The sequence below is a fragment of the Sphingobium chungbukense genome (assembly GCF_001005725.1).
GTDB classification, from domain to species: domain Bacteria; phylum Pseudomonadota; class Alphaproteobacteria; order Sphingomonadales; family Sphingomonadaceae; genus Sphingobium; species Sphingobium chungbukense.
In genome coordinates, this window is sequence record NZ_LBIC01000007.1 from 285,578 (window position 1) to 310,501 (window position 24,924).

At 65.4% G+C, this 24,924-nt stretch carries 23 protein-coding genes and 2 pseudogenes; 6 read left to right on the plus strand and 19 right to left on the minus strand.

Annotation, left to right across the window (positions count from 1 at the left end):
- Positions 1-65: 65 nt before the first annotated feature.
- The 8 genes and pseudogenes from YP76_RS16305 to YP76_RS16340 all read right to left on the minus strand — a co-directional run bounded on the left by YP76_RS16305 (position 66) and on the right by YP76_RS16340 (position 9,416).
- Complete coding sequence (locus YP76_RS16305) at positions 66-878, minus strand: pyrroline-5-carboxylate reductase family protein (protein ID WP_046764662.1); 813 nt, start codon at positions 876-878, stop codon at positions 66-68.
- A gap of 10 nt (positions 879-888) precedes the next feature.
- Complete coding sequence (locus tag YP76_RS16310) at positions 889-1,395, minus strand: type III secretion system chaperone family protein (RefSeq protein ID WP_046764663.1); 507 nt, start codon at positions 1,393-1,395, stop codon at positions 889-891.
- A gap of 91 nt (positions 1,396-1,486) precedes the next feature.
- Positions 1,487-1,777, minus strand: coding sequence for an accessory factor UbiK family protein (locus YP76_RS16315; RefSeq protein WP_046764664.1), 291 nt, complete (start codon positions 1,775-1,777; stop codon positions 1,487-1,489).
- 46 nt (positions 1,778-1,823) lie between these two features.
- Positions 1,824-2,372, minus strand: a complete 549-nt coding sequence (locus YP76_RS16320) for a TspO/MBR family protein (protein WP_046764665.1) — start codon at positions 2,370-2,372, stop codon at positions 1,824-1,826.
- 20 nt (positions 2,373-2,392) lie between these two features.
- Positions 2,393-5,496: pseudogene (locus tag YP76_RS16325) on the minus strand (efflux RND transporter permease subunit).
- A 10-nt stretch (positions 5,497-5,506) separates the two neighbouring features.
- Positions 5,507-6,565, minus strand: a complete 1,059-nt coding sequence (locus YP76_RS16330) for an efflux RND transporter periplasmic adaptor subunit (protein ID WP_046764666.1) — start codon at positions 6,563-6,565, stop codon at positions 5,507-5,509.
- Between the two features lie 87 nt (positions 6,566-6,652).
- Positions 6,653-7,390 (minus strand): TlyA family RNA methyltransferase, encoded by a 738-nt coding sequence (locus YP76_RS16335; protein ID WP_046764667.1) that lies wholly within the window; start codon positions 7,388-7,390, stop codon positions 6,653-6,655.
- Positions 7,390-9,416 (minus strand): annotated as a pseudogene (locus tag YP76_RS16340) (protein-disulfide reductase DsbD family protein). Before YP76_RS16340 ends, YP76_RS16335 begins: the two are co-directional and overlap by 1 nt.
- 80 nt (positions 9,417-9,496) lie before the next feature.
- Here YP76_RS16340 and YP76_RS16345 point away from each other — a divergent pair.
- Positions 9,497-11,161 (plus strand): alkaline phosphatase family protein, encoded by a 1,665-nt coding sequence (locus YP76_RS16345; protein WP_046764668.1) that lies wholly within the window; start codon positions 9,497-9,499, stop codon positions 11,159-11,161.
- A gap of 18 nt (positions 11,162-11,179) precedes the next feature.
- Here YP76_RS16345 and epsC read toward each other — a convergent pair whose 3' ends face one another.
- The 9 genes from epsC to YP76_RS16390 all read right to left on the minus strand — a co-directional run bounded on the left by epsC (position 11,180) and on the right by YP76_RS16390 (position 19,816).
- A complete protein-coding gene (epsC, locus tag YP76_RS16350) occupies positions 11,180-12,184 on the minus strand; it encodes a serine O-acetyltransferase EpsC (protein WP_046764669.1) in 1,005 nt (334 codons plus the stop codon).
- A 91-nt stretch (positions 12,185-12,275) separates the two neighbouring features.
- Entirely contained in the window at positions 12,276-13,595 is a 1,320-nt protein-coding gene (locus YP76_RS16355; protein ID WP_046764670.1) for an ATP-binding protein, read from the minus strand.
- Positions 13,592-14,302: a response regulator gene (locus YP76_RS16360; protein WP_046764914.1), complete on the minus strand. Its 711-nt coding sequence runs from the start codon at positions 14,300-14,302 to the stop codon at positions 13,592-13,594. Before YP76_RS16360 ends, YP76_RS16355 begins: the two co-directional genes overlap by 4 nt.
- A 186-nt stretch (positions 14,303-14,488) precedes the next feature.
- On the minus strand, positions 14,489-15,322 hold the full coding sequence (locus YP76_RS16365) for a TorF family putative porin (RefSeq protein ID WP_046764671.1): 834 nt from the start codon (positions 15,320-15,322) through the stop codon (positions 14,489-14,491).
- A gap of 296 nt (positions 15,323-15,618) precedes the next feature.
- Positions 15,619-17,115, minus strand: a complete 1,497-nt coding sequence (locus tag YP76_RS16370; RefSeq protein WP_046764672.1) for a SulP family inorganic anion transporter — start codon at positions 17,113-17,115, stop codon at positions 15,619-15,621.
- 4 nt (positions 17,116-17,119) lie between these two features.
- Positions 17,120-17,818: a carbonic anhydrase gene (locus tag YP76_RS16375; RefSeq protein WP_046764673.1), complete on the minus strand. Its 699-nt coding sequence runs from the start codon at positions 17,816-17,818 to the stop codon at positions 17,120-17,122.
- Between the two features lie 205 nt (positions 17,819-18,023).
- Positions 18,024-18,734, minus strand: a complete 711-nt coding sequence (locus YP76_RS16380; RefSeq protein WP_046764674.1) for a response regulator transcription factor — start codon at positions 18,732-18,734, stop codon at positions 18,024-18,026.
- A complete protein-coding gene (locus YP76_RS16385; RefSeq protein ID WP_046764675.1) occupies positions 18,731-19,183 on the minus strand; it encodes a hypothetical protein in 453 nt (150 codons plus the stop codon). The genes YP76_RS16380 and YP76_RS16385 overlap by 4 nt, the downstream gene beginning before the upstream one ends.
- Positions 19,184-19,288: 105 nt before the next feature.
- Positions 19,289-19,816: a 3'-5' exonuclease gene (locus YP76_RS16390; RefSeq protein ID WP_046764676.1), complete on the minus strand. Its 528-nt coding sequence runs from the start codon at positions 19,814-19,816 to the stop codon at positions 19,289-19,291.
- A 275-nt stretch (positions 19,817-20,091) separates the two neighbouring features.
- Between YP76_RS16390 and YP76_RS16395 the strand changes: the two genes are divergently transcribed.
- Complete coding sequence (locus tag YP76_RS16395) at positions 20,092-20,841, plus strand: SDR family NAD(P)-dependent oxidoreductase (RefSeq protein WP_046764915.1); 750 nt, start codon at positions 20,092-20,094, stop codon at positions 20,839-20,841.
- A 6-nt stretch (positions 20,842-20,847) separates the two neighbouring features.
- Here the strand turns inward: YP76_RS16395 and YP76_RS16400 are convergent, their stop codons facing one another.
- Both YP76_RS16400 and YP76_RS16405 read right to left on the minus strand, forming a co-directional pair.
- Positions 20,848-21,726 carry an EamA family transporter gene (locus YP76_RS16400; protein WP_046764677.1) on the minus strand — a complete coding sequence of 293 codons (879 nt, stop codon included), beginning with the start codon at positions 21,724-21,726 and terminating at the stop codon, positions 20,848-20,850.
- Positions 21,723-22,493: a thioesterase family protein gene (locus YP76_RS16405; protein ID WP_046764916.1), complete on the minus strand. Its 771-nt coding sequence runs from the start codon at positions 22,491-22,493 to the stop codon at positions 21,723-21,725. Before YP76_RS16405 ends, YP76_RS16400 begins: the two co-directional genes overlap by 4 nt.
- Before the next feature lie 425 nt (positions 22,494-22,918).
- On the opposite strand from YP76_RS16405, the gene YP76_RS16410 reads away from it, so the two are divergent.
- From YP76_RS16410 to YP76_RS16425, 4 genes are all read left to right on the plus strand, one after another.
- Entirely contained in the window at positions 22,919-23,398 is a 480-nt protein-coding gene (locus tag YP76_RS16410) for a response regulator transcription factor (protein WP_046764678.1), read from the plus strand.
- A 52-nt stretch (positions 23,399-23,450) separates the two neighbouring features.
- The gene (locus tag YP76_RS16415) at positions 23,451-23,831 is read left to right on the plus strand and encodes a hypothetical protein (RefSeq protein WP_157035804.1); all 381 of its coding nucleotides are present in this window, start codon (positions 23,451-23,453) and stop codon (positions 23,829-23,831) included.
- 103 nt (positions 23,832-23,934) lie between these two features.
- Complete coding sequence (locus tag YP76_RS26710; RefSeq protein WP_052757464.1) at positions 23,935-24,411, plus strand: hypothetical protein; 477 nt, start codon at positions 23,935-23,937, stop codon at positions 24,409-24,411.
- Positions 24,365-24,877, plus strand: a complete 513-nt coding sequence (locus tag YP76_RS16425; RefSeq protein ID WP_157035805.1) for a helix-turn-helix domain-containing protein — start codon at positions 24,365-24,367, stop codon at positions 24,875-24,877. Before YP76_RS26710 ends, YP76_RS16425 begins: the two co-directional genes overlap by 47 nt.
- Positions 24,878-24,924: the final 47 nt, after the last annotated feature.

The following is a 24,924-nucleotide window of genomic DNA, read 5'->3' on the forward strand; positions in this document are numbered from 1 at the left end:
GGAGGCTCCAAGAGGGATCAGCCGTCCCTTTAGAGGATTTCCCTCTCGGCGTGAACCGGCGAGGCTTATCCGCCCCTGGCCATTTCCTCGCCCCGGTCGCGAGCGGCGGCGAGCGTGTCGGTCAGCAGCTTCAGCAGCCGTTCGTCGGCATCCAGCACGTTCAGCCCCTGCCGCGTCATGCCGCCGGGACTGGCCACCCGGTCCGCGAGGATGGCGGGACTTTCGCTGGCACGGGCCGCCATGCTGGCCGATCCGCGCACCGTGGCAAGCGCCATGCGCGCCGACTGGTCGGCGGGCAGTCCCAGCGCCTCGCCCGCACGGGCGAAGGCGTCGATGAAGCGGAACAGGAAGGCCGGCCCGCAGCCCGACAGCGCCGTGACCTCGTTGAACTGCCCTTCGTCAGCGATCCATTCGGCCAGGCCCAAAGGCGCGATGAAGGCCTCCACGGCCCCGCGCGAGGCAGCGGGAAGCGCGGCGTCGGCGTGGAGCGCGGTGACGCCCTCCCCTATGCCCACGGGCAGGTTGGGCATGGCGCGGACGATCTCGCCCGCTTGCGCGAAACGAGCGCGCAATTCGGCAAGCCGCGTCCCCGCGAGGATCGAGACGATGCGCGTATCGCCCCCGCAAAGCGGCGCGAGCGATGCGGCCACATCGCCGAGCTGATAAGGCTTCATGCCAAGCAGCACGGTCGTCCTTGCGGGCAAGGCGGAAGGATAGTCCGTGACCACCTGCACCCCCTCGGCCACCGGCTTGCCACTGGGGCGCAGCACCGTGACGCGGGCGGGATCAAGCCCGCAGGCGAGCCAGCGGGCCAGCATCTGCCCCGCCATATTGCCACAGCCGACAAGGAAGAGATGATCGGGCCAGATTGGGGTCATGAACGGGTACTCAGGCTTCGCCGCGGGTTTCGATCAAGCTGGCGGAAATGGCTTCGGTCGGGGACTTGCCACCCCACAGCACGAACTGGAACACCGGGTAGAAGCGCTCGCACTCGTCGATCGCGGTTTCGATCAGGATCTGCGCCTGGTCGAGCGTCAGCGTGCCGCCGGCGCCCAGCAACGCGCCATGACGGAAGAGGATGATGCCGCTCGACGACCAGAGTTCGAAATGGCCGAGCCAGAGTTGCTCGTTGATCAGCCCCAGCGTTTCGTAGATCGCCGGGCGCTTGTCCTCGTTCACCCTGATGTCGGGCAGGGCAAGCAGCTGGAGGACCTGATCCTCGTCGCGCCAGATACCGCGCAGTTCATATTGTGCCCAGGACCCCTGGGTGCTGGCGACGATTTCGTCCTCGCCCACCTGATCGAAGCTCCAGCCATGCGCCTCGAAATAGGCGGCCAGCATGTCGATCGGCGCGGCTTCCTGACCGCCATTTTCAAATTCGTCGCTGTCCATCATTTGCGGGCCTTAGAGCATTTTCGACGGCGTGGGAAACCGGGCGCCACGGAAAATGCGTGGACAACTTCGCTTGGAGCGTCGGACCGGACGCCTATTCCGCGTCCTTGCCCTTGGCGCGGACCGTCTTCGTGACGGGTTGGGGCGCCTTGCCCTCCAGCGCGTCGAGGCGGGCCTTCAGCGCTTCCACCTCTTCGCGGGCGGCGGCGGCCAGAGCCTTGACCGCATCGAATTCGTCGCGGCTGACGAAATCCATGCCGCCGATCCACTGCTTGGCCTTTTCGCGGGCATTGGTTTCAAACTCGCGGCTCATGCCCGCGACCGTTCCGGCCGCGCCGTTCACCAGCTTGGCCAGGTCGTCGAAAAAGCGGTTTTCGCTCTGCATGATGCTTCGTCCTTCCGTGCGGCGCCCCGGCAGGGACGCACAAAAATCATATCTGGGTCTGGAATGCGGGTTTGCCAAGGCTTTCCGCGTCCGGATTAAGGCGGCCGATCTCATAGTTGAGGTAGGATGCAAAGGCCAGCCAGCACAGATAAGGCAGCAACAAAAGGCCCGCGATGCGCCGGACACGCCAGAACAGCGCGATCGTGACCGCCACCAGCGCGAACAGGATCAGGATCAGCACCAGCGCCTGGTCCACCTGATGCGCGCGGAAGAAAAGCGGCGACCAGAGCAGGTTCAGCACCAACTGCACAAGAAAGACGCCGATGGCGATCCCCCGACCCGTCGCCCCACGGGCATGCAGGACGATCGCCAGCGCCAGCGCCATGAGGATATAGAGGATCGTCCAGGCCAGCCCGAAGGCCCAGCCAGGCGGGATGATGTCCGGCTTGGCCAGCGCCGCGAACCAGCGATTGCCATAGCCACTATTGGCTAGCTTGCCGGAAAGAAAGCCAAGGAAAACAATCGCTGGCACAGTAACCAGCGCCCAGCGCGCATAGGCGAGACGTAATTGACCCGGAGACGCAATCTCGTTCATCGGCAACGAAGCTCCACGATTTACTCGGCGGCTTCGGGCGAATCCTTCAAGGCCGAGTCAAGCCGCCGACTGACGGTTTGCGGTGAAACGGTTCGTCCCGCAACCCGTGAATAGAAGATCGGGATCAAGAACAGCGTGATAAGGGTCGCCAGGCTGACGCCGAATACCACCACCACGCCGATCGAATGGCGCGACGCGGCCCCGCCCCGCCGCGGATGACCAGCGGCACGGCGCCGATCACCGTGGCGATCGACGTCATCAGGATCGGGCGCAGGCGGCGGGTGGCGGCCTGACGGATCGCCTGCCCGATCTCCAGCCCCTCGTCGCGGAGCTGGTTGGCGAATTCGACGATCAATATGCCGTTCTTGGCGGCCAGGCCGACCAGCATGACGATGCCGATCTGGCTGTAGAGATTGATCGACCCGCCCGTCAGCGCCAGCCCGATCACGCCCCCCGCCACCGCCAGCGGAACCGTGGCGATGATGACGCCGGGATGGATGAAGCTTTCGAACTGCGCCGCCAGCAGCAGATAGACGATCAGGATGGTGAGGCCGAAGACCAGCCAGATCGATCCGCCGGTTTCCCGCAGCGACTGGCTTTCGCCGCGATAGCCGACGGCCAGAATTTCGGGCGACTGGCGGGCCTGATCCTCCAGGAAATTGAGCGCTTCACCCAGCGAATAGCCCGGCGCGAGGGCCGCCGTCAGCGTGATCGCGCGCAGTTTGTTGTAACGGTTGAGCTGGCGCGGCCCAGCCACTTCGCGCACGGTGACGACGGCGGACAGCGGCACCAGCGCGCCGGTGCGGCTGCGCACGTTGATGCGCTCCAGGTCCGCCTGCGTCTGGCGCCCCTCCTTCTCCGCCTGCACCAGCACGCGATACTCCTCGCCCCGGTCGACATAGGTGGTGACGCGGCGGGAACCGAGCAGCGTCTGCAAGGCCTGGCTGATGTCGCTGGCGGACACGCCAAGGTCGCCCGCGCGCTGCTGGTCCACCTCGACCCGCATCTGCGGCTTGGTTTCCTTATAGTCGGAATCGAGGTTGATGAGGCCGGGATTGGCCGCGGCGGCCGCCATGATTCGATCGCGGGCAGCCACCAGCCCTTCATAGGTCGACCCGGCCAGCACCAGGTTGACCGGCAGGCCCCGTCCCCGGCCCAGTCCCGAGCGCGGCGCGACATTGCCGCGCACGCCAGGCTGGTTGGCGATCACCTTGTTGATCGTGTCGGCCACCTGCGCCGTGGTGATCGAGCGGTCTTCCCATGGGCGCAGGAAGGCGATGATGTTGCCGCCGTTGAAATCGTCGCCTCCCCCGAAACCGGCGGGCGCGCGGACGTTCAGCACCTGGAGCGTACCCTTGTCGCGCAGCGGCTGAAGATCGGCCTCGATCTTCTGCATATAGACCTTCATCCGGTCGAAGCCGGTGCCTTCGGGGGCCGACACCTGGCCGTCGATCACGCCGGTGTCTTCCGCCGGGGCAAGTTCGGTCGGCAGCGTCATGAACAGGGCGCCCGCCCCTGCAAGGAACAGGGCGACGACGGCAAGAGCGAGTGCAGGCCCTTTCAGCGCCCGGTCGAGCAGGCGCGAATAGGACGCTTCCAGCCGCTGGAACCGATCGTCGATCCAGCGCGACAGGCGCGAGCGTTCCGAATGGCGCAGCAGCTTCGAACAGAGCATCGGCGCAAGGCTCAACGAAATGAAGCCGGAAAAGGCGATGGCGGCGATCATCGATATGGCGAGTTCGCGGAACAGCAGCCCCGTCTGCCCGGCGAGGAACATGACCGGCACGAACACCGCGCAGACCACCAGCGTGGTCGAGATGATCGCAAAGCCCACCTGCCGCGTGCCGAGATAGGCGGCGAGCAGCGGGTCCTCCCCCTGTTCGATGCGGTGATAGACATTTTCCAGCACGACGATGGCGTCGTCCACCACCAGCCCGATCGCCAGCACGAAGGCCAGAAGCGTCAGCAGATTGATCGACAGGCCCAGCAGCCACATCACCGCGCAGGTCGCCAGCAGGCAGATCGGCACGGTGATCGAGGGGATGATCGTCGCCCGCATCGACCCCAGGAACAGGAAGATCACCAGCACCACCAGCACGGCGGCCTCGGCTAGCGTGTCGTAGACATTGTCGATGGCGCGGCTGATGAACAGGGATTCGTCGGAGCCGATATTGACCTTCATCCCCTCGGGCAGGGTCTGACGCAGTTCCGCGATCAGCGCCTTGGCCTTTTCCGCGACATCCAGCGTGTTGGCGCCGGACTGACGGATGATGCCGACGCCGACGCCCGTCACCGCGTTGGACCGGAAGGTGGTGTAGGGATTTTCGGCCCCCTCCTCGATCCGTGCGACATCGCCCAGCTTCACCTGATAGCCGTCCGCGCCGCGCCCGACGACGAGCCCGGCAAATTGTTCAGGCGTCGAGAAGGCCCGCTCGACGCGCAACGTCTGGTTCTGATCCTTCGATTCGAAGCGTCCGGCGGGCAGTTCCACATTCTGCGCGCGCAGGGCGCTTTCGATGTCGCCCGGCGTGATGCCGAAGGCGGCGAGCTTTTCCGCGTTCAGCCAGATACGGGTCGAGGGCCGCTCGTCGCCGCCGCCGGTGACGCGGGCGACGCCGTCGATCGCGGAGAAGCGGTCGAGCACGTTGCGGTCGAGATAATCCGCGATCTGCGTCGGGGTCCAGCCGGGCTTGGTGAAGACGATGAACAGGATCGCCCGCGCATCGGCATCGACCTTGCGGATTTCCGGGGCGAGCGCATCCTCCGGCAGATCCTCCACCACCGCGCCCACCCGGTCGCGCACATCATTGGCGGCGGAATCGATGTCGCGCGACGGATCGAACTCGATGCTGATCGACGAAACGCCGTCGCGCGAAGTGGAGGTGATGTTCTGGATGCCCTGGACCCCCGCGACGCCATCCTCGATGATCTGGGTGATGCGGGTTTCCACCACTGACGCCGCCGCGCCGGTATAGCTGGTCTCGACCGACACGATCGGCGGATCGGTGTCGGGATATTCGCGCACCGACAGGCTCATATAGCCGACGATGCCGATGATGCAGAGCAGCACGGCGACGACCGCCGCGAAGACCGGACGGCGGACGGAAAGGTCGGACAGTTGCATCGCCCGCGTCCTAGCCGGCGGCCCGGTCGGCGCTGGCGCTCTTCGCCTCGGGCTTGTCGCCGGGCAGGCGGACGGGCACGCCGTCGGTCAGCTTGACGACGCCTTCGGTGACGACGGTCTGGCCGGGCTTCACCCCGCCCCGTATCTCGACCAATCCGTTCTGGCGAATGCCGGTATCGACCTTCGTCCTTTTGGCCTTGCCTTCCTCGACCACGAAGACGAAGCGTTCTTCGCCGTCGCCCACCACGGCGAGTTCAGGAACGGCGAGCGACTGGCGCTCCCTGGCGATCACATTGACGGTCAACAACATGCCCGGTTTCAGCGCGCGGTCGGGATTAGGCAGGATCGCCCGCACCCGGACCGCGCGGGTGGCGGGATCGATCACCGGATCGATGGTCGCGATCGTGCCGGTGAAGGGCCTTTCCGGCCAGGCGGCGGAAACCGCCCGGATCGGCTGCCCTTCGCGGATCATCGACAGGCGGGTTTCAGGGACGGTGAAGTCCAGCTTGATCCGCGAAATGTCGCTGACCGTGGCAATCGGCGTCCCCGCCGTCACGATCGCGCCGGGCGATACGGTGCGCAAGCTGAGCCAGCCGGCAAAGGGCGCGCGGATCACCCGGTCGCCGATCGAGGCGCGGGCCTGCTGCGCGCTGGCCCGCGCGGAATGAGCCAGCGCAACCTGGCTGTCGAGACTGGCGGCGGTGGCAAAGCCGCGCGCCTTCAACGCCTGGATGCGCTCCAGCTGTTGCTGCGCCTGCAACGCCTGCGCCTGCGCGGCAGCGAGTTCGGCCTTTTCCTGCCCTGCCGCGAGCGTCGCGATCACCTGTCCCCGGCTGACATAGCCGCCGTCGCTGAAATTGAGGGTGGTGATGCGCTCCGTCACCGGGGCAGAGAGTATCACCTGCTCGTTGGCGAAGGCGGTGCCCACCGCGTCCAGATTGTCAGTGAAGGTTTCCGGCGCGATCGGCGCGGCCTCGACCAGCGCTGCTGGGCGGGCCTTCTTTTCCTTGCCGCCTCCGCAGGCGGAGAGGGTGGACGCGATCAGGATCAGGATGAGGGAGGTGCGCATGGGAAAGGGCTAACGGGCCTTGGCAAGCGACTCAAATGGGCATTTGTCGCAAATTGTCACTATTGGGGCGAAACGAACGCCGCGGCATTATCCGCCAAATATTGCGAACAGGAGAAACTCCACATTGCCCTGCGGCCCCGTGATCGGACTGGGGATGATGCCCTCCACCCGCCAGCCCTTCGAAACCGCCCAGTCGCGCGCTTCGTTGCACACCCGCTCATGGATGGCGGGATCGCGCACGACGCCGCCCTTCCCCACTTCCTCGCGCCCGGCCTCGAACTGGGGCTTGATCAGCGCGATCAGACGCGCGCCGGGACGGGCGAAGCTCAAGGGACGGTCCAGCACCTTGGCCAGCGAGATGAAGCTGGCGTCGCACACGATGACATCCACAGGCTCCGGAATGTGATCGGCGGTCAGGATGCGGGCACTGGTCTGTTCATGGACGATGACGCGGGAATCGGACCGCAGCTTCCAGGCAAGTTGGTTGGTGCCGCTGTCGACCGCATAGACCCGCGCCGCGCCGTTCGTCAGCAGCACGTCGGTAAAGCCGCCGGTCGAACTCCCGACATCGATCGCCACCACGCCGGTCACGTCGATCTGGAATGTCTCCAGCGCATGGGCGAGCTTGATGCCGCCGCGCGACACCCAAGGATGGTCGCGACCCTTGACTTCCAGTTCGGCATCGGCGGCGACCTGCTGGCCGGCCTTGTCGATCTTCCTATCGCCCAGGAAGACGAGGCCAGCGAGGATCAGCGCCTGCGCGCGGGCACGGCTCTCGGCAAGGCCGTTGTCGACAAGCAGTTGATCGGCGCGGACCTTGGCCATCAGGACAGGAGAGCCGTCAGTGTGGCGGGGGTCAGTATCTGGGGCAATATCTGCGGACCCTTGCCGGGAGCGTACCAAAGATACAGCGGCACGCCCGACCGCCCCTGCCCTTCGAGGAAGCGGGTGATGGCCGGGTCCGCATTGGTCCAGTCGCCGACCATCACCGTGACGCCTGCCTTGTCGAACGCGGCACGGGTTTCGCTGCGGTCGATGGCCGCGGCTTCATTGGCCTTGCAAGTCAGGCACCAGTCGGCGGTGAAATAAAGGAATACCGGCTTGTTGGCGGCGCGCAGGCTGGTCAGGCGGGCTTCGTCGAAGGGGATGGTGCCGTCGGTTCCGGACGCGGCGGCAGGCGCATGGGCGGGCAAAAGCGCGGCCGTCGCCCCCAGCAAGGCAAGCGCCATGACGGCAACGATCATGCCGCCGCGCTTGCCCCGATGCTGTCGACTGCCGAGCCACCAGAGCAGCAGCGCAAGGAGGAGCGACGCGCCGAGCCCCAGCGTCATGGCGGACACGCCCCGCTGCTGGCCCAGCAGCCAGGCAAGGCCCAGCGCAGTCAGGAACATCGGCACCGACAGGATCTTCTGCACCCGGCCCATCCATGCGCCCGGTCGGGCAGGCCCGTCCTGAGCGCGGGCACGAAGGCCAGAGCCAGGAAGGGCAGCGCCAGGCCAAGGCCAAGGCCCGCGAAAACCGCCAGCGCCGCGGCCAGCGGCAACACCAGCGCCGCGCCCATGGCCGCACCCATGAACGGCCCGGTGCAGGGCGTGGCAACGAACGCCACCAGCACGCCGGTCCAGAAGGCGCCCGCAAGGCCGCCCTTCCCCGCCAGCTTCCCGCCCCCGCCATAGGCGCCAAGTTCGAACAGTCCGGCGAGGTTGAAGGCGATCGCCGTCACCAGCAGCAACAGGCCAAGGATGATGCGCGGGTCCTGCAACTGGAATGCCCAGCCGACCGCCGCCCCCGCCGCGCGTAAACCCAGCAGCAGGCCGCCCAGCGCAAGGCAGGTCAGGATGATACCCAGGCTGTAGGCCAGCGCTTCGCGGCGAACGACATGCTCGTCCCCGCCCGCCTTGGCGAGTTTCATCGCCTTGAGGCCCAGGATCGGGAAGACGCAGGGCATGATGTTGAGCAGCAGGCCGCCCAGCACCGCGCCGCCCAAAGCTATCAGCACGGTGCGAAGCGTGCCCGATCGGGCCGCCGGAACGTCGCCGGGCCTGGCCGTGAGCAGGAAGCCGACATGATCGCCGGTCCGCAGCACCGCCTGCACCGGACCGGGTTTCAGGCCCTGACCCGCCTCGGTCTCTATCAGCAGATGGTCGCCTTCGCGGGACACGCTCTGCGGCGCGGCATAGCGGGCAAGGCCATCGGCCAGCGGAAACAGATGCACGTCACGGGCATCGGCCCCCGCCGGAAAGGGAATGGCGAGGCGCAGCCGCCCATCGACAAGGGCGTAGCGCGCCTCGCTGCCCAGCGGCCGGGGCAGATGGCCGCGCCAGCCGTCGAACTGCGCCCGCCGCGAAGGCAGGATCGCGCCATCTCCCGCCGTCAGGTCCAGCGTCAGTTCCGCGCCTTCGGGCACGCAGACCTTGTCGGTGCAGGCCAGCCAGTCGGCGCGCACCCTGATCGGCAGCGGCGTGCCCGCCGGGACATCCGGCGCGACGGTCAGCTTCGCCAATATCCCATAGGGACCTTCATAGACATGGTTCATGAGGCCGGAAATCAGCAGCGTTTCCGGCACCGGATAGCGCAGCGCACCGACGCTCACGCCCCTGGGCAGCATCCATTTGACCGTCATACCCAGGCCCGCATCGCCCGGATTTTCCCAATAGCCGTGCCAGCCCGGCTCGGGCGTCATGGAAAAGGCGATGGTCGTGCCCTGCCCTGGCTGCGGCGTCGCGCTTTCCCCGATCAGTTCCGCCGCGATATGGGGCACGCCCCGGCCGAAGGCGCCCTGCTGCGCCCGTACCGCATTCGGCGCGAGCAACAAAAAGACTGTCATCAGAAGGACATGAAAAAACCGCATCGGGCCTCTGTTCCGGTGGATGCAAGGGGGCTAGGTCCCGTTGCATCTGCCGTCAAGGCATCAGAAGGTATCTTCACCCCATGTTGAAAAAAGTCGCTGCCGCCCTCCTCCTCGCCGGTTCGGTCCCCGCACTGGCCCAGAGCCCGACAACAGTTCCGGCGGGAGCGCCGGCTTTGCCAACGGCGCCCAGACTGATCGTCGCCATCTCCGTCGACCAGTTCTCCGCCGACCTGTTCAGCGAATATCGGCAATATTATACGGGCGGCCTCAAGCGGCTGACCGAACAGGGCGTGGTCTTCCCGCGCGGCTATCAGAGCCATGCCGCGACCGAAACCTGCCCCGGCCACAGCACGATCCTGACCGGCAGCCGCCCATCACGCACCGGCATCATCGCGAACAACTGGTTCGACCTTGGCGCCGCCCGCGCCGACAAGTCGGTCTATTGCGCGGAGGACGAGACCCAGCCGGGCTCCAGCAGCGACAATTATGTCGCCTCCCCGATACATCTGAAGGTGCCGACATTGGGCGGGCGCATGAAGATCGCCAATCCCGCCACCCGCGTCGTGTCGATCGCGGGCAAGGACCGCGCCGCCATCATGATGGGCGGGCCGACCGCCGATCAGGTCTGGTGGCTCGGCGGGCCGAAGGGCTATGTCAGCTACAAGGGCGTGGCGGTGCCGCCGCTGGTGGCGAAGGTGAACGAGGCGATGGCGCGGCGGCTGGCGGAAGCCAATCCCGGCTTCGAACTGCCACCGCAATGCGCGGCGAAGGATTTTCCCGTGAAGGCCGGAGACAAGACCGTCGGCACCGGCCGCTTCGCGCGTGAGGGGGGCGATTACAAGGGCTTCCGCATCTCGCCCGAACAGGATGCGATGACGCTGGCCTTCGCCGCCGCCGCGATCGAGGCCATGGCGCTGGGCAAACAGGCGCAGACCGACATCATCTCCATCGGCCTCTCCGCCACCGACTATATCGGTCATACTTATGGCACGGAGGGAACGGAAAGCTGCATCCAGGTCGACCGGCTCGACCGCGAACTGGGCGCCTTCTTCGACCGGCTGGACAAGGACGGGACCGACTATGTCGTCCTACTGACCGCCGACCATGGCGGCCATGACCTGCCCGAACGGCACCGCCTGAACGCCATGCCGATGGAGCAGCGCGTCGACAGGGCGCTCACGCCCAAAGCCCTGTCGGCCGTCATTGCGGAGAAGACCGGCATCGCGGGCAAGACGCTGATCTGGGGCGACGGCCCCGCGGGCGACCTTTATTTCGACCGTGGCCTGACGGCGGCCGAACGGGCCAAGGTGGAAGCGGCGACGCTCGCCCTGCTGCGCGCCCATCCCCAGGTGCAGACCGTCTTCACCAAGGCGGAGATCGCCGCCACCCCATCCCCTTCCGGCCCGCCGGAAAGCTGGTCGCTGATCCAGGAGGCTCGCGCCAGCTTCGATCCGCAACGATCGGGCGATCTCCTGCTGCTGCTGAAACCGCGCGTCATGTCGATCCCGGAAAGCGCGGTGATGGGCAATGTCGCCACCCATGGCAGCCCCTGGGACACCGACCGCCGCGTGCCGATCCTGTTCTGGCGCAAGGGCCTCACCCATTTCGAACAGCCGCTGGGCATCGAAACGGTCGACATCATGCCGACGCTGGCGGCGCTGATCAAATTGCCGGTGCCGAAGGATCAGATCGACGGACGCTGCCTCGACCTGATCGCAGGTGACGGGGATAGCTGCGCCAACTGAGAAACCCGACCAACTGCGTCAGATATTCTCCGCGATCCCGTCGCGTCCTTCGTCCAGCAGCGCATGGACGCGATGGGGCGCGGAGACTTCGACCCGGCTCGTCACTTCATAATGCGCCTTGGCCTGGCGGACATTGCTGTCGGCGGGCACGCTGTCGGTCAGCCAGACATTGCCGCCGATCACCGACCGGCTGCCGATGATGATGCGGCCCAATATCGTCGCGCCGGCATAGATCACCACATCGTCCTCGATGATCGGATGGCGCGCCAACGCCTTTTCCAGCCGGCCTTTCTCATCCGCCGGAAAGCTGCGCGCGCCCAATGTCACACCCTGATAGATGCGCACGCGGTCGCCGACGATCGCCGTCTCCCCGATCACGACGCCGGTGCCATGGTCGATGAAGAAGCTGTGGCCGATCTTCGCGCCCGGATGGATGTCGATCCCCGTGATGCCATGCGCGATTTCGGAGATGATCCGCGCCACCAGCGGTGCGCCGAGCTGATGGAGCCGATGCGCCAGGCGATGATGGGTGATCGCCATCATCGAAGGATAGCAGATCAGCACCTCGTCCACGCTGCGCGCGGCCGGATCGCCCAGGAAGGCCGCATCCACATCGCTGTCCAGCAGTTCGCGCAAGCCCGGCAGGCTCTGCGCGAAGGCGCCGATGATACGCGTCGCCTCCCTGTCCACGGCTTCGATCGCATCGTCCTTCATCGCATAGATGAGTTCGAGCCTGATCTGCCCGTACAGGCGGCTGAGCACCGTCTGCAATGTCTGGGCGACATAGGCGTCCTCATTATGCACACGCACGAAACTGGGACCGAGGCGCAGCGGAAACAGCGCGCCGCACAGCGCGGCCATGATCTTGGTCAGGGTGGCGCGGGAGGGGAAGCCCTCCGCCCCATATTCGGCATGATGATCCTGCGCCTGCCGCCAGCGCCGCCGCACGGCGCCCAGTTCGGCCGCCAGCCGATCGATATCCCAATAACCCTGGGCGATTTCCCTTTCGCCTTCTGCCGTCATATGTGCCTCTTTTAATATAGGCTCCCCGCATAGCGCGGCATGACGCCGCGCGGTAAATGAGTTTTGCTTGGGGGCAGGCAGATTCCTTTTGTCAGCGGTTCGGCGCATGCCCCGGCAGATGCAGGCAGATTTCCGCGCGCAGCCCGCCTTCGGGTCGGTTGGCGAGGATCAGTTGCCCACCCTCCAGTTCGACCGCGCGCGCCACGATGGCAAGACCCAGGCCAAGGCCGCGCGTATTGCGCTGCCGCGCACCGTCCAGCCGGACGAAGGGCTTCAGCACCTCCTCCAGCTTGTCGCGCGGGATGCCCGGCCCCTCATCGTCGACCCGGATCAGCACTTCACGCGCGGTCCGCTCCAGCGTGACCCGCGCGCGGCCGCCATAATGCAGGGCGTTCTCTATGAGATTGACGACGGCCCGCCGCAGCGAAAGCGACCGGACCGCCATTTCCAGATGATCCGGCCCGGCATAGTCGACATCCTTGCCGTGATCCTGAAAGGCGTCGACCACCGTCGCCACCAGCACCGCCAGATCGGTGCGCACCGGCGGCTCGCCATTTTTCTCCCCCCCCAGGAAGGCGAGCAGGGAATCGATCATCTCCCCCATTTCGGTGAGGTCGCCCTCCATCGCCTCCCGTCCCTCATTCTCGGGAAGATTGTCCAGCCGCAGCCGCAACCGGGCCAGCGGAGTGCGCAGGTCGTGGCCGACGGCGGCCAGCATCTCGGTCCGTTCGGTGATCAGGCCATGGATCCGCGTCTGCATGGCATTGAACGCACGGATGAGATTGCGCACGTCGTTGGAGCCACCCTCCTCCACCATGACCTCGTCGGACAGGCCGATGCGCTCGGTCGCCCGCGTCAGATCGCGCAACGGCGCCAGCGTGCGCCGAATCATCAGGCCGCCGACGATCAGCAGCGCCAGCACCGGGATCATCGCCAATCCCATGCGACCGATGGTGAAGGTCCATTTGCCCCCGCTATGCCGCATGCCGAAATAGAGCCAGCTTCCGTCCGCCAGCCTCAGGCCGCCATTGATTTCCGACACGCGCCCCGGCGAGGCGAGGCGCAGCCAGAGGCCCGACTGTTCCAGCGTCGGTTCCCAGTTGATGATCTGGCGCCGCATGCGTTCCAGCCCCGGCGCCAGCGGCGGCGGCGGCGGCGAGGACGGCGTCCAATGGACATCGTAGCGATCGGTGGTCAGTTGCAACGCCAATGCGTGCCGATCGTCCGCCGGTTGTTCGGTCAGCAGCTTCCGGGCGATGACCAGATGCTCGGCCAGGCGGCGCGCCTCGTCATCCTGTAACGAAAGATGGTTGGCCCGCTCGTTGAGGAAGATGCCGACCGCGAATTCCAGCGTCAGGGTCAGCAGCAGGATCGCGAATATCTGCCCGACCAGGCTGACATGCCGTCTCAAGCGCGGCTGACCTCCGCATTGAACATATAGCCGACGCCGCGGACGGTCGTGATCGGCGCCGCGCCCTTTTCCGTCGATAGCTTGCGGCGCAGGCGGCTGACCAGCACGTCGATGCTGCGGTCGGAACTGTCGCCCATGCGCGTGCGGGACAGTTCGATCAACCGTTCGCGAGCGATGACGCGCTGCGGGTGGCTGAGGAAGCTGACCAGCAGGTCGAACTCCGCGCCGGTCAGGTCGACGATCGCGCCGGTCGGCGAACGCAGTTCCCGGCGGGGGAAATTGACGATCCAGCCATCGAAGCGGGCTTCATTCTCACGATGTTCGTCCGGCCCGCGCTCCACGCCGACGCGGCGCAATATGGCGCGGATGCGGGCGATCAACTCGCGCGTGCCGAAGGGTTTGGGGAGGTAATCGTCTGCGCCCAGTTCCAGCCCGACGATGCGGTCCGTCTCGCTGCCCTTGGCGCTGATGAAGATGATGGGAACGTCGCTCTTCCGTCGGATCTGGCGGCAAAGGTCGATACCGTTGGTGCCGGGCAGCATCACGTCGAGAACGACGAGGTCGACCGGCCCGGCATCGAAAGCCACCCACATTTCCGGGCCGGAGGAAGCCGGTCTGACCTGATAGCCATGTTCCTGCAACGCCCGCGCGGTCAACGTGCGCAGCGGCGGGTCGTCCTCCACCAGGATGATCGTCGGGGCGGTCATGCCGAAAGGCACAGAATTTTGCACATGGGGAGCGAGATAGGTCCCGCCGGGCGGAGGGTCAACCGGGCGTTGCCGCAGCAACAGGGCGCGGGAAGCCCAGCAACAATTTGTCACGTCCGGGACAAGCGCCCGTCCCGGCACAGCAATTTTTGTCATGCCGGGCCCCGCGGCCCGGCATGCATCGCGTCAGAAGGCGGCCGAAAGAGAGAAGACCACCCGGCTCCGCGCGATCGACGAACCATTGCCCAGGTCCGAGAAGTTCGGACGGATATAGTTTTCCTCGACCCGCGCGATGTCGGTGTCGACATAGGCCACGCCCAGGGTCAGCGGCGTGCCGGGGATAGCGACGTCCGCGCCCACCAGCCAGTCGAGATATTTCCCGGTCGGCGCGAGCGACGTGCCGTTCGGGCCAAGGCCGCTATTGCCGTTCGACCAGCCCAGATGCGCCTTCAGCGTGACCGGGGTGTTCGGCACGGCACCGCTGATGTCGCCCCAGACGTAGAAATTGTCTTCCTTGTCGCCCGGATTGAAGACCGTGCATGCCGCATCGCTGCACCATTTCCCCAGCGCCTGCTGCTTGGGCGCATAGGCGACGCCGATCAGGCCCTTGACCGGTCCCAGTTCGCTCGACAGCTTCACATAGGGTTCAGCAAAGTCGGTCTTGTTGGCGCCCGACGGATACATGTACCAGGTCAGGCCCACGTCCAGCGTCGCGCTGCCCAGCGGAACCGCATAACCGGCGAACAGGTCCAGTTCCATGTTCGACCCACCGAACGTTCCCCAGCCGGCGAGGTTGGAACCCCAGGTGCCGGCATAAAGGCCGCTTTCGTGGGTAAGGGTGACGCCGCCCTGCACGGCCATGCCCTTGTCGGACTGCGACACGCCGCGGAAACGGTAGTCGGACACCAACGCAACGCTGCCGGAAACGGTGACGGGGCCTGCGGGCTCTTCCTGGGCAAAGGCCGGAGCGCTGGAGAGCAGCGCAAGCGCGGCACAGGCAATCTGATACTTCATGAACATTCCCCTTTTACGTAAGAATGTTCCGTCCTGCGTCCGCTCCGTCCGAAGATCTTTTTTCTCTTCGTCTTCGATACCGGCGGATCGAAAGCAGATTATGGTCACGCCGTGGATTGGGGAAACGGCTTTTTCGCAGATGCGAAAGGAAATGAGCGCACTGTGTTGTAGGCAACACGATTATTGTCTTGCGTCGTTCCAAATGTTTCCAATCTGTTTCTATTCGGAAACTGAACGCAAAACCGCCGCATCACTGGGAGATGATGCGGCGGTTCCTTTATCGCCCGACGAGGGGGATGGTATCAGGCGACGAGGTGACGCATGCGGCCGGTGGCGCCGAACAGTTCGACCTCTCCGCCCGTACCCCGGCGGCGGTCGACCCATTCGCGGACCATTTCCGCGCAGGTGTGGTCGATATGGCCGAGACGCTCGACGTTGAGGATGACCAGCCGACCGGCCGGCACCGATTCCAGCCTGGCCGAAAGCTTCGGCAAGTTGAGGAAGGTGGCGGTGCCGTGCAGCGCCACTTCATGCGCATCGTCCCGGCTCTCCTCCTCCAGGCCCAGTCGCAGGCGGCGGGCATGGGGCAGCATTTCGAGCAAGGACAGGCCGATGCCGACCAGCACGCCGGTCAGGAGGTCGGTCGCCACGACACAGACCAGCGTCGCCGCCCACACCACCGCCGGCAGCGGACCATAGCGGTGGAGAAGATGCTTCACATGGTCGACGCTGACGAGGCGGATGCCGGTGACGACCAGGATGCCCGCCAGCGCCGCCATCGGGATTTCGCGCAGCAACCAGGGCAGCAGGGCGACGAAGCCCAATATCCAGACGCCGTGCAGGATCGTCGACAGACGCGTCTTCGCGCCGGCCTGCACATTGGCCGAACTGCGCACGATCACGCCGGTCATGGGCAGAGCGCCCGCGACGCCGCAGAGCAGGTTGCCCACGCCCTGCGCGCTCAGTTCCCGGTTGTAGTTGGTGCGCACACCGTCATGCATGCGGTCGACCGCCGCCGCCGACAGCAGCGTCTCCGCGCTGGCGATGAAGGCGATGGCAATGGCGGTGGTGATGACCGTAGGGTTCAACAGCTGCGCAAGCAGCCCCTGTTCCGGCAGCGAAATGGCGGAGACGATCGATTCCGGTACGACGACGCGAGCCACGGGAAGGCTGAGGGCAAAGGCCACCAGCGTCGCCAGCACCACGCCCACCAGCGCGCCGGGCACCAGCTTCAGCGAAGCGGGACGGAATTTCTCCCAGCCCAGCATGCCGCCGATGGTGACGAGGCCGACGGCGAAGGCCGTTGCCGCATCCTGATTGCTGAGACCGAAAAGCTGGCCCGGCATCGCCACCAGATTGGCAAGGCCGCTCGACAGCGGCTTGTCGTCGAACAGCACATGGAACTGGCCCACGACGATCAGCACGCCGATGCCCGCCAGCATCCCATGCACCACCGCGGGCGAGATCGCGCGGAACCAGCCGCCGACCCGCAACAGCCCCGCCACCACCTGGATGGCGCCGGCCAGGATCAGGATCGGACCCAGGGCGGAAAGCCCCTGTTTCTGGACGATTTCGAAGACGATGACTGCCAGGCCCGCCGCCGGACCGCTGACCTGCAAGGGCGAACCCGCCAGCACGCCGACGATCAGGCCGCCAATCATGCCGGTGATCAGGCCCTTTTCCGGCGGCACGCCGGACGCGATGGCAATGCCCATGCACAGCGGCATCGCCACCAGGAAGACGACGATGGAGGCCGTGAAGTCGCGGCTGAAAGTGCCGCCGGAAAGCGCCTTGATCATCGGCTTACTCCGCCGCCTCGGCATAGACCATGTCGGCGGCGAGACGCTTGGCATGGGGCAGCGCGACCGGCAGCGGCTGGCCTTCGCGCAGCGGCAGGAAGCGGCCGGTTTCCCCGTCCATGCCCAGGACCTGGCCGGCATGGATGTCGACATACCAGCCGTGCAGCGCGATCTCGCCGCGGGCGATGCCCGACGCGACCGACGGATGGGTGCGCAGATGGGCAAGCTGCACCACGATATTCTCCAGCGCCATGTTGCGCAGTTTCGCAGCGTCGCTCAGATCGTCGGGATAGCTTTCGCGACAGACCTTCTGCGCGGCATGGCTGTGGCGCAGCCAGGCGGCGACGTTGGGCATGGAAGTAAGGTCGGCATTGGTCGACAGCGCCTTCATCGCGCCGCAGTCGCTGTGACCGCATACGATGATGTCGCGCACGCCCAGCACCATCACCGCATATTCGACGGTGGAGGTGACGCCGCCATTCTGCGTGGCATGGGGAGGCACGATGTTACCCGCATTGCGGCAAACGAAAAGGTCGCCCGGATCGGCCTGCATGATATGTTCCGGTACGATCCGCGAATCCGCGCAGGAGATCATCAGCGCCTTCGGGCTCTGACCGTCGCTGGCGAGGCGGTTGTAAAGCGCGCTCTGGTTCGGAAAGACCTGGCTTTCGAAGCTGAAGACGCGACCGATAAGCTCGTTCATGTCACTGCATCCTTCTATGAGGTGGCCGGTCAGGGGGCAGACCAGCCTTGAGAATGAAGGATAAGGATGCGGTTTTGCTGCGGCGCAGCGGCTTTGTTAAATAATATGTCTGAGCGATGGAAAGCGCGGGACGTACGGGGAACCGCCGTATTTCCCAGCCGGATCAAGGCAATGGATAGCGGACAGCCGGCTGCGCGAACGGGATTCAGCGCCGATCGACCACGGCGCTGAACATATATCCGCCGCCCCGCACCGTGACGATCGGCGCAGACCGGCCGCCATGACTGAGCTTGCGCCGCAGCCGGCTGACCAGCACATCGACGCTGCGGTCGGACGAAGGCGTATCGCGCACGCCCGCCAATTCCATCAGACGCGGGCGGGCGATCACGACCTGCGGATGATCGAGCAGGACGAGCAGCAGGGAAAATTCGGCAGCGGTCAGTTCCACCAGCCCACCGCCGGGATCGACCACCTCGCGCCGGGAGGAATCGACCACCCAGCCGTCGAAGCGCGCCTCGATCGGACGGCGCGTGCCCAGCGCCCGGTCATTGCGCCCACGGCGAAGCACCGCACGCAGCCGGGCGGCCAGTTCGCGGACCGAATAGGGCTTCGCCATATAATCGTCGGCGCCCAGTTCCAGCCCGACCACCCGATCGACCTCGCTGCTGTCCGCGCCGACCAGGATGATCGGCACGTCGCTGCGCTCGCGCACATCCCGGCACAGGTCCATGCCGTCCGGACCGCGCAGGGCGGCGTCCAGCACGACCGCGCCGACGGCCATGCTGTCCATCGCGGTCCAGATGTCGTTCGCGTTGGCGGCGGATAGGGCACGAAACCCGCTTTGCTCCAGCGACTGGCGCACTTCCTGTCGCACGTCCTGCCGGGCCTCCGCGATCAATATCAGCGGGGGACTCATCCGCCTGTCACGGCCCCTTTCACGGACAGGGCGTGAATGCCGTCCAGTTCATTGACCAGCACGGCGCGGTCCTGCCGCGCAACGAAGACGGCCGCGGCCGAGCGGGCGCTGTCGTGACGAGCGATTTCCACCGCGATCAGACCGCGCGCGGCGGTGCAGCCGCCTGCATGGCTGCCGGAAATGGGCGCGAAGCGATGGATCGGCTTGGCAAAGGCAGCGACGGGCCGCCCCTGTGCGACCACATCCCGGTTCACGGCCATGTCGGCCTGCCAGCGGCAGACCGGGACTGACATGCGGTTGGCGAAACGGGCTTCGACCTCATGGAAGCGGACGGTGGATTGCGTCTTGTAACTGGCCGTGTAGGCGTTGGACGCGTGCGCGATTTCGGTGCTGTGGATCGGCGTCGCAACGGCCAGGGCCGCCGCGCTGGACGCAAGCATGAGGAACATGGGCCTTCTCCCTACCGACCGGAAATGGTCGAGCGGGATTTAGGCCCCCTGAATGTCTCCGTAATTTGCCGAGCGTTACAAAATATTGCTGGCGCGAAATAGAATTCAGGTGAGACGCATCAACGCCCGATGCTCCACCACCGGCCGGGCGGATATATGATCCAGCAACGCCGACAGCCAGAGCGCGTCGCTCGCGGCCCGGTGGCGTTCGGCATGACGCGCATCGGCATAGGCGACGGCGGCGCCGATCCGCTGCTCGTCGGCGCGATGTTCGTCCAGCAGGAACGAGACATGATCGATCAGAAAGGGTGTCGGCTGTCCCGCCGCATCGGCCAGCGTATCCAGCCAATATTGGTCGATCATGCTGTCGGCCACCATGCGCCGCCCGTCGCAGGCGGCGGCCAGTTCCGCCAGCACGGTTTCTGCGGGCAGCCCTTCGCGATTCACCTGGTCGAGACTGAGGCCATGCAGCGTCTCCGCTTCATCCGACCAATACCAGCCGGCCCAGTCGTCATGCGGGCGGATCAACCAGCTTCGCGCTTTCCCATCGCATGCGATGCCGACTTCGATCGGGTAGGACAGGCCGTGCCGGGGCAGGCACGACGCCTCGAAATCGATCGTGAGGATCGTCAACTCCACTCTCCATATTCCAAGGCCATGTCCGCCCCTCTTCAGACCGGCCAGCCTGCTTTTCGATGCTCCCTTCCTAGAAGGGGACTATTGCAGTCCCAAGTCAGCCGCGCCAGAAATGATGCCGGCGGCCTCTTTCCGGCGACCAGCCGAACAGGGTCGTTTTCCGGGAGAAATCCGGACATGAAAGGGCAAGTGCCGGGCAAATGGCGCTTGGCATCAGTGGAAATGGCCTTAAATCGCGGGACAATATCAACTGTCGCGCACGAGGATGGAACATGGCAGGAACCGCACTGATCACCGGAGCAACCGCAGGCATCGGCGCGGCGTCGGCGCGGCGTTTCGTCGCGGCGGGATGGAAGGTGATCGTCACCGGACGCCGTGCCGACCGGCTGGAGGCGCTGATCGCCGAACTGGGCGCGGACAAGGTGCATGCGATCAGCTTCGACATGCGCGACGAGTCGGCGATCGACACGGCACTGGCGGGTTTGCCGGCCGATTTCGCCGACATCGACCTGCTGATCAACAATGCCGGGCTGGCGCTGGGCACCGCCCCGGCGCAGCAGGCGGACCTCGACCAGTGGCGGCAGATGATCGACACCAACATCACCGGGCTGGTGACGATCACCCACAAGCTGCTGCCCCGCCTGATCGCGCGCAAGGGCGCGATCATCAACCTGAGTTCGACCGCGGCGACCTATCCTTATACCGGGGGCAACACCTATGGCGGGACCAAGGCCTTCGTCACCCAATTCTCGCTCGGCTTGCGGTCGGACCTGCACGGTACAGGCGTCCGCGTCACCTCGGTCGAGCCGGGCATGGTCGAAACGGAGTTCACCCTGATCCGTACCGGCAGCCAGGCCGCGTCCGACGCGCTCTATGGCAACGCCAATCCGATGACGGCACAGGATATCGCCGAGACGCTGTTCTGGGTGGCGAGCCAGCCCCCGCATTTGAATGTCAACCGGATCGAGTTGATGCCGGTCACCCAATCCTTCGCCGGATTCCAGATCGCGCGGGAGGGATAAGGACGCCTATCCCTGCACCTTCTTGTCCTGCGTCATTACGGCGCCGATGGCGGCAGCGATGACGCAGGCAAGCGCCATGCCCTGTCGCCCGGTCAACGTCTCTCCCAGCACCAGATAGGCCGCCAAGGCGCCGATCGCCGGGTCGGCGCTGAGCACGACGCCGAAGCTCCGTTCGGGAATATGCCGGAGCGCCACCATCTCCAGCGAATAGGGCAAGGCGCTGGACAGGACCGCGACAACCAGCCCGAGCAGCATCGCATGGGGGTTCAGCAGCCCCAGCCCATTGACGGCCAGGCCGACCGGCAGGACCGCCAGGGTGGCGAAGGCCAGCCCCACGGCCACGGCAGCGCCCGGCGGGAGATGCGACGCCTTCTTGCCGAAGACGATATAGAGCGCCCAGAAAAACGCCGCGCCCAGTGCGAACAGGATGCCGATGGGATCGAGCGTGCCCTTGACGTCGGCAACGGGCAACAGCAGCGCCAGGCCGGCCACAGCGACGCCCACCCATAGAAAATGGATCGCCCGGTGCGAGTTCATCAGGGCGACGGTCAACGGCCCCAGCAATTCGATGGCGATCGCCAGCCCCAGCGGAATGGTCCGCAGTGCCATGTAGAAACTCAGATTCATGAGCCCCAGCACGATGCCATAGCGGGCCACCAGCATGAATTCGGTGCGGGACCATGACCTGCGCCAGGGCCGCCACATCGCCATCAGCAGCATCGCGCTGAAGCCGACGCGATACACCGTCGTCCCCGTCGCTCCCATGACGGGGAAGAGATGCTTGGCGAAGGAACTGCCGGTGGCGAAGGACGCCATCGCACCCAGGAGCGCGAGATAGGGCCAAAGCGAGCGATTGTCCCTGCGCCTGTCGACGCGCCATGTCACGGCCGCACGGTCAGGAATTGCGACACCGCGCCGATCGGCCCCTCCAGATCATGGATGATCGTCTGGGTCAGCCCCATTCCCGCCGGCCCGATCGAAACCGCACTTTGCAGGCCAAGCCATGGGCCTGCCGGCTCCCGGAAGAAACAGGCGGTCAGATCGAGATTGGGAAAGGCCACGTCCAGGGGCGACACGAGCGGAGCCATGCCATTGGCGACGTCCACCAGTCCCATGACGCGCGCGGTTGCGGAAACATCCTCCCCCGCGACAAGAGGCAGGCCGGCGCGCAGCCATCCATTCGCCCGCCCGGGTCCTATGGCCTGACGCCGGGCCTCCAGGCTTTTCAGGAAGCCACCCGGCCATGATGCCGTGATGTCGAATGGGGCCATCTCGTCAGGCGGCGCGATCGACGGCAGCGCCGTCGCTGCAATGGCGTCGGTCGCATAGGCCTGAACGAACCAGCCACGCAACAGGATCGCCGTCCGGCCGGCGTGACTGAGACGTGCCTCCACCAGTTCGATCGTGCGGCCGGCCCGGATCACCTCCACGTCGATGCGGATCAGATCGATCGGAAGCGTGCCCATAATGTCGTAGGACAGGCGACCAAGGCGCAGGGGATCGCCGCCGCGACGGGCCAGATGATCCGTCTCGAGCATATGCGCCATAAGCCCGAGTGCCGGAGCGACGTGCTGCTCCGCAACATTCCACGCGCCGCCGACATGATCGCTGGGTTGAAAATTCCTGTCATCAACGCGTTCGAAATAAGCCATCTTCATTCCATATCCGTTTGAGCATGAGTCAATGCGATGGCCGCTCCGGTCCCATCTTCATGTTCAAGCGACCCGCACATTTTTCTACGCCTTACCCCTCATCGCAACCGCGAAGCGTTCAAGGATGCGGGGTGACCTAACAGCTTGCGATGCGCAATTCGACTCCGCTCATGGCCCGGCGCAGGCACCGGCATGGTCGCATCGTCCGGTTCAGGGATGGCTGGGCGCCCAGGACATAGCATAAGCCGCTCGCACCAATCTGTTCATGCATCGCAAGAGCCTCTAATTTGCGCCCGAATCATTTGCGTGCGGTGCAATGATTGAGGGGGATCTGCAATTGCTCGACGAGGGGAGATATTGGGAAGGAGACGGCCGCGCCGCGGCTGATCCGGGCGATCATGTTCCGGGGTGCCGGAGATGAGTCGATGAGCGTGCCCGATGTATCGCGCCTTACCGACAAGCAGAAAGAATGCCTCCGGCTCGTCGCTCAGAATTTGAACACCAAGCAGATCGCCCGCAGGATCGGCAAGTCCGATCACGCGGTCGACCAGCGCATCCGCCAGGCATTGCGGGCGCTGGGCGTTGCAGATCGCTTCGAAGCGGCGCGCATTCTGGCCGAGGCGGAGGGCCGCCAGACATATCAGCCTTTGATATATCAAACGGACGGTCTTGCCCCGGCCCCGGAAATGGCGATTTCTGGTGGGCAGGAAGCATCGGCCGCCGACCCCATGCCACCGCATGGCAAGACGCCGCGCTTCCCGCCACTGGGAGGTCGGGACAATGATCTAGACGCGGTTCAACGCATCAAGCTGATCCTGAGCCTGGCGCTCATGATCGGAGGAACGATCGCCGCCGTTGTAGCGGCAGGCCTATGGGTCATGTCCTTCTTTTCCGAAGGGGCATGAATTTCGAACAATCCGACTTTTTTAGGTGACGTCCGTCGCCAAAGGAGATCCTATGCCCAAAGCAGATCATCGTATGCCCCTCAACAGGGACACCGCGCAGGCCGTGGTCGTGGACCTGAACATGGCCTATGCCAAACTCGACGACGTGCTCGCCCATACCTTGCGGGCCAGCGCCAACATGATCGAGGTCGGCCGGACCATGGGGCTGGACCCTCTGAGCGGCCAGAAAATCTATTCGGACCTCACACGCTGCACCAATGCCATGCTGGAAAGCCGCCAGAGCTTGGTCGAGGCTCATGCGAAGGCCCATCGCATCCGCAAGCGTTCGATCGTCGCCGACGAAGATTTCTTCGGTTGTCCGCGCGACAAGCCGACCGGCAAGGTCAGCAGCGCTCCGATCCTGAGGGAAATATCAAGCCGCGCTGTCGCCTGATCGCCGGTCGCGCTGGTGCGCGCTGCGTCCAATCAGGCGCGGACCGCGTTCTTCGGTTTTTTGTTTTCGCATCGTTCATGCGATGCTCTAGTGCAGGCTCGTAATGGACCTGTCCGATGCCTTCAACGCAGCCCTGATCTGCATCACCATTTATGTCTGGCTGCAAGGCGGATGGGTGGGCAAGGCCGGTGCCGTTCTGGTGATCGCCGCGACGGTGGCCACCTATGTCGGCATGGGCCTCCCCCATCCCTTCGGGGGACTCAATCTGGCGGTGTTCGGGGGCGACCTGCTGCTGTTTGCAGGTTTCCTCTATCTGGCGCTGGCGTCACGCCGATGGTGGCCGATCTGGGCAGCCGCGCTCCAATTTAACGGAGTCTGCTCCCATCTGGTCGCCTGGGTCGCGCCAAAGCTGGTTGCGGATGTCTATTACAACATGACGACGGCCTGGGGCGTTCCCATCCTGGTCGTCATGGCTGTGGGCGTGGCCATGGACCAACGAGCTGCACGAACAATTGCACATAGGGAGTCATCACATGACTGCGATGTTCGGCCAGCGGGCGGCGCTGCTGCGGACGGCTGATCTTGAAGCGATCGAAAATGACCTGCTTCGGCTGAGCGAAGCCGTTCGAACGCTGACGATTGCGTCCCAGATCAGCCTGGTCCCCACGGAGGCAGGCTTGTCGTCGCCCGCCGGGACCTCCGAAGAAAAGATGCTTGGCATGCTGGCGAGACGGCTTTTGCGCGAGAGCGAAGCGCGTCAGGCGGTGCTCCCGTTCGACGTCACGGTCGACCCCGCATGGCTGATGCTGCTGGACCTCTATGCTGCCGAGGCTGAGGACAAGCAGATTTCCGTCAGCAGCGCGTGCATCGCTTCGGGCGCGCCGCACACGACGGCGTTGCGCTATCTCAATCTGCTGTGCGACAAGGGCGCGCTGGTACGGTTGCAGGATGCGGCCGACGGCCGACGCATCCATGTCAGGCTGACGGCCGAATATCGGACGCGGATGACCCAATATCTGATGCTGGTGGCGGCGAGCAGGGAATAGCCGCCGGGTCTGTGCCGATGCTATTTGGCGACCATGTTGATCTTGAA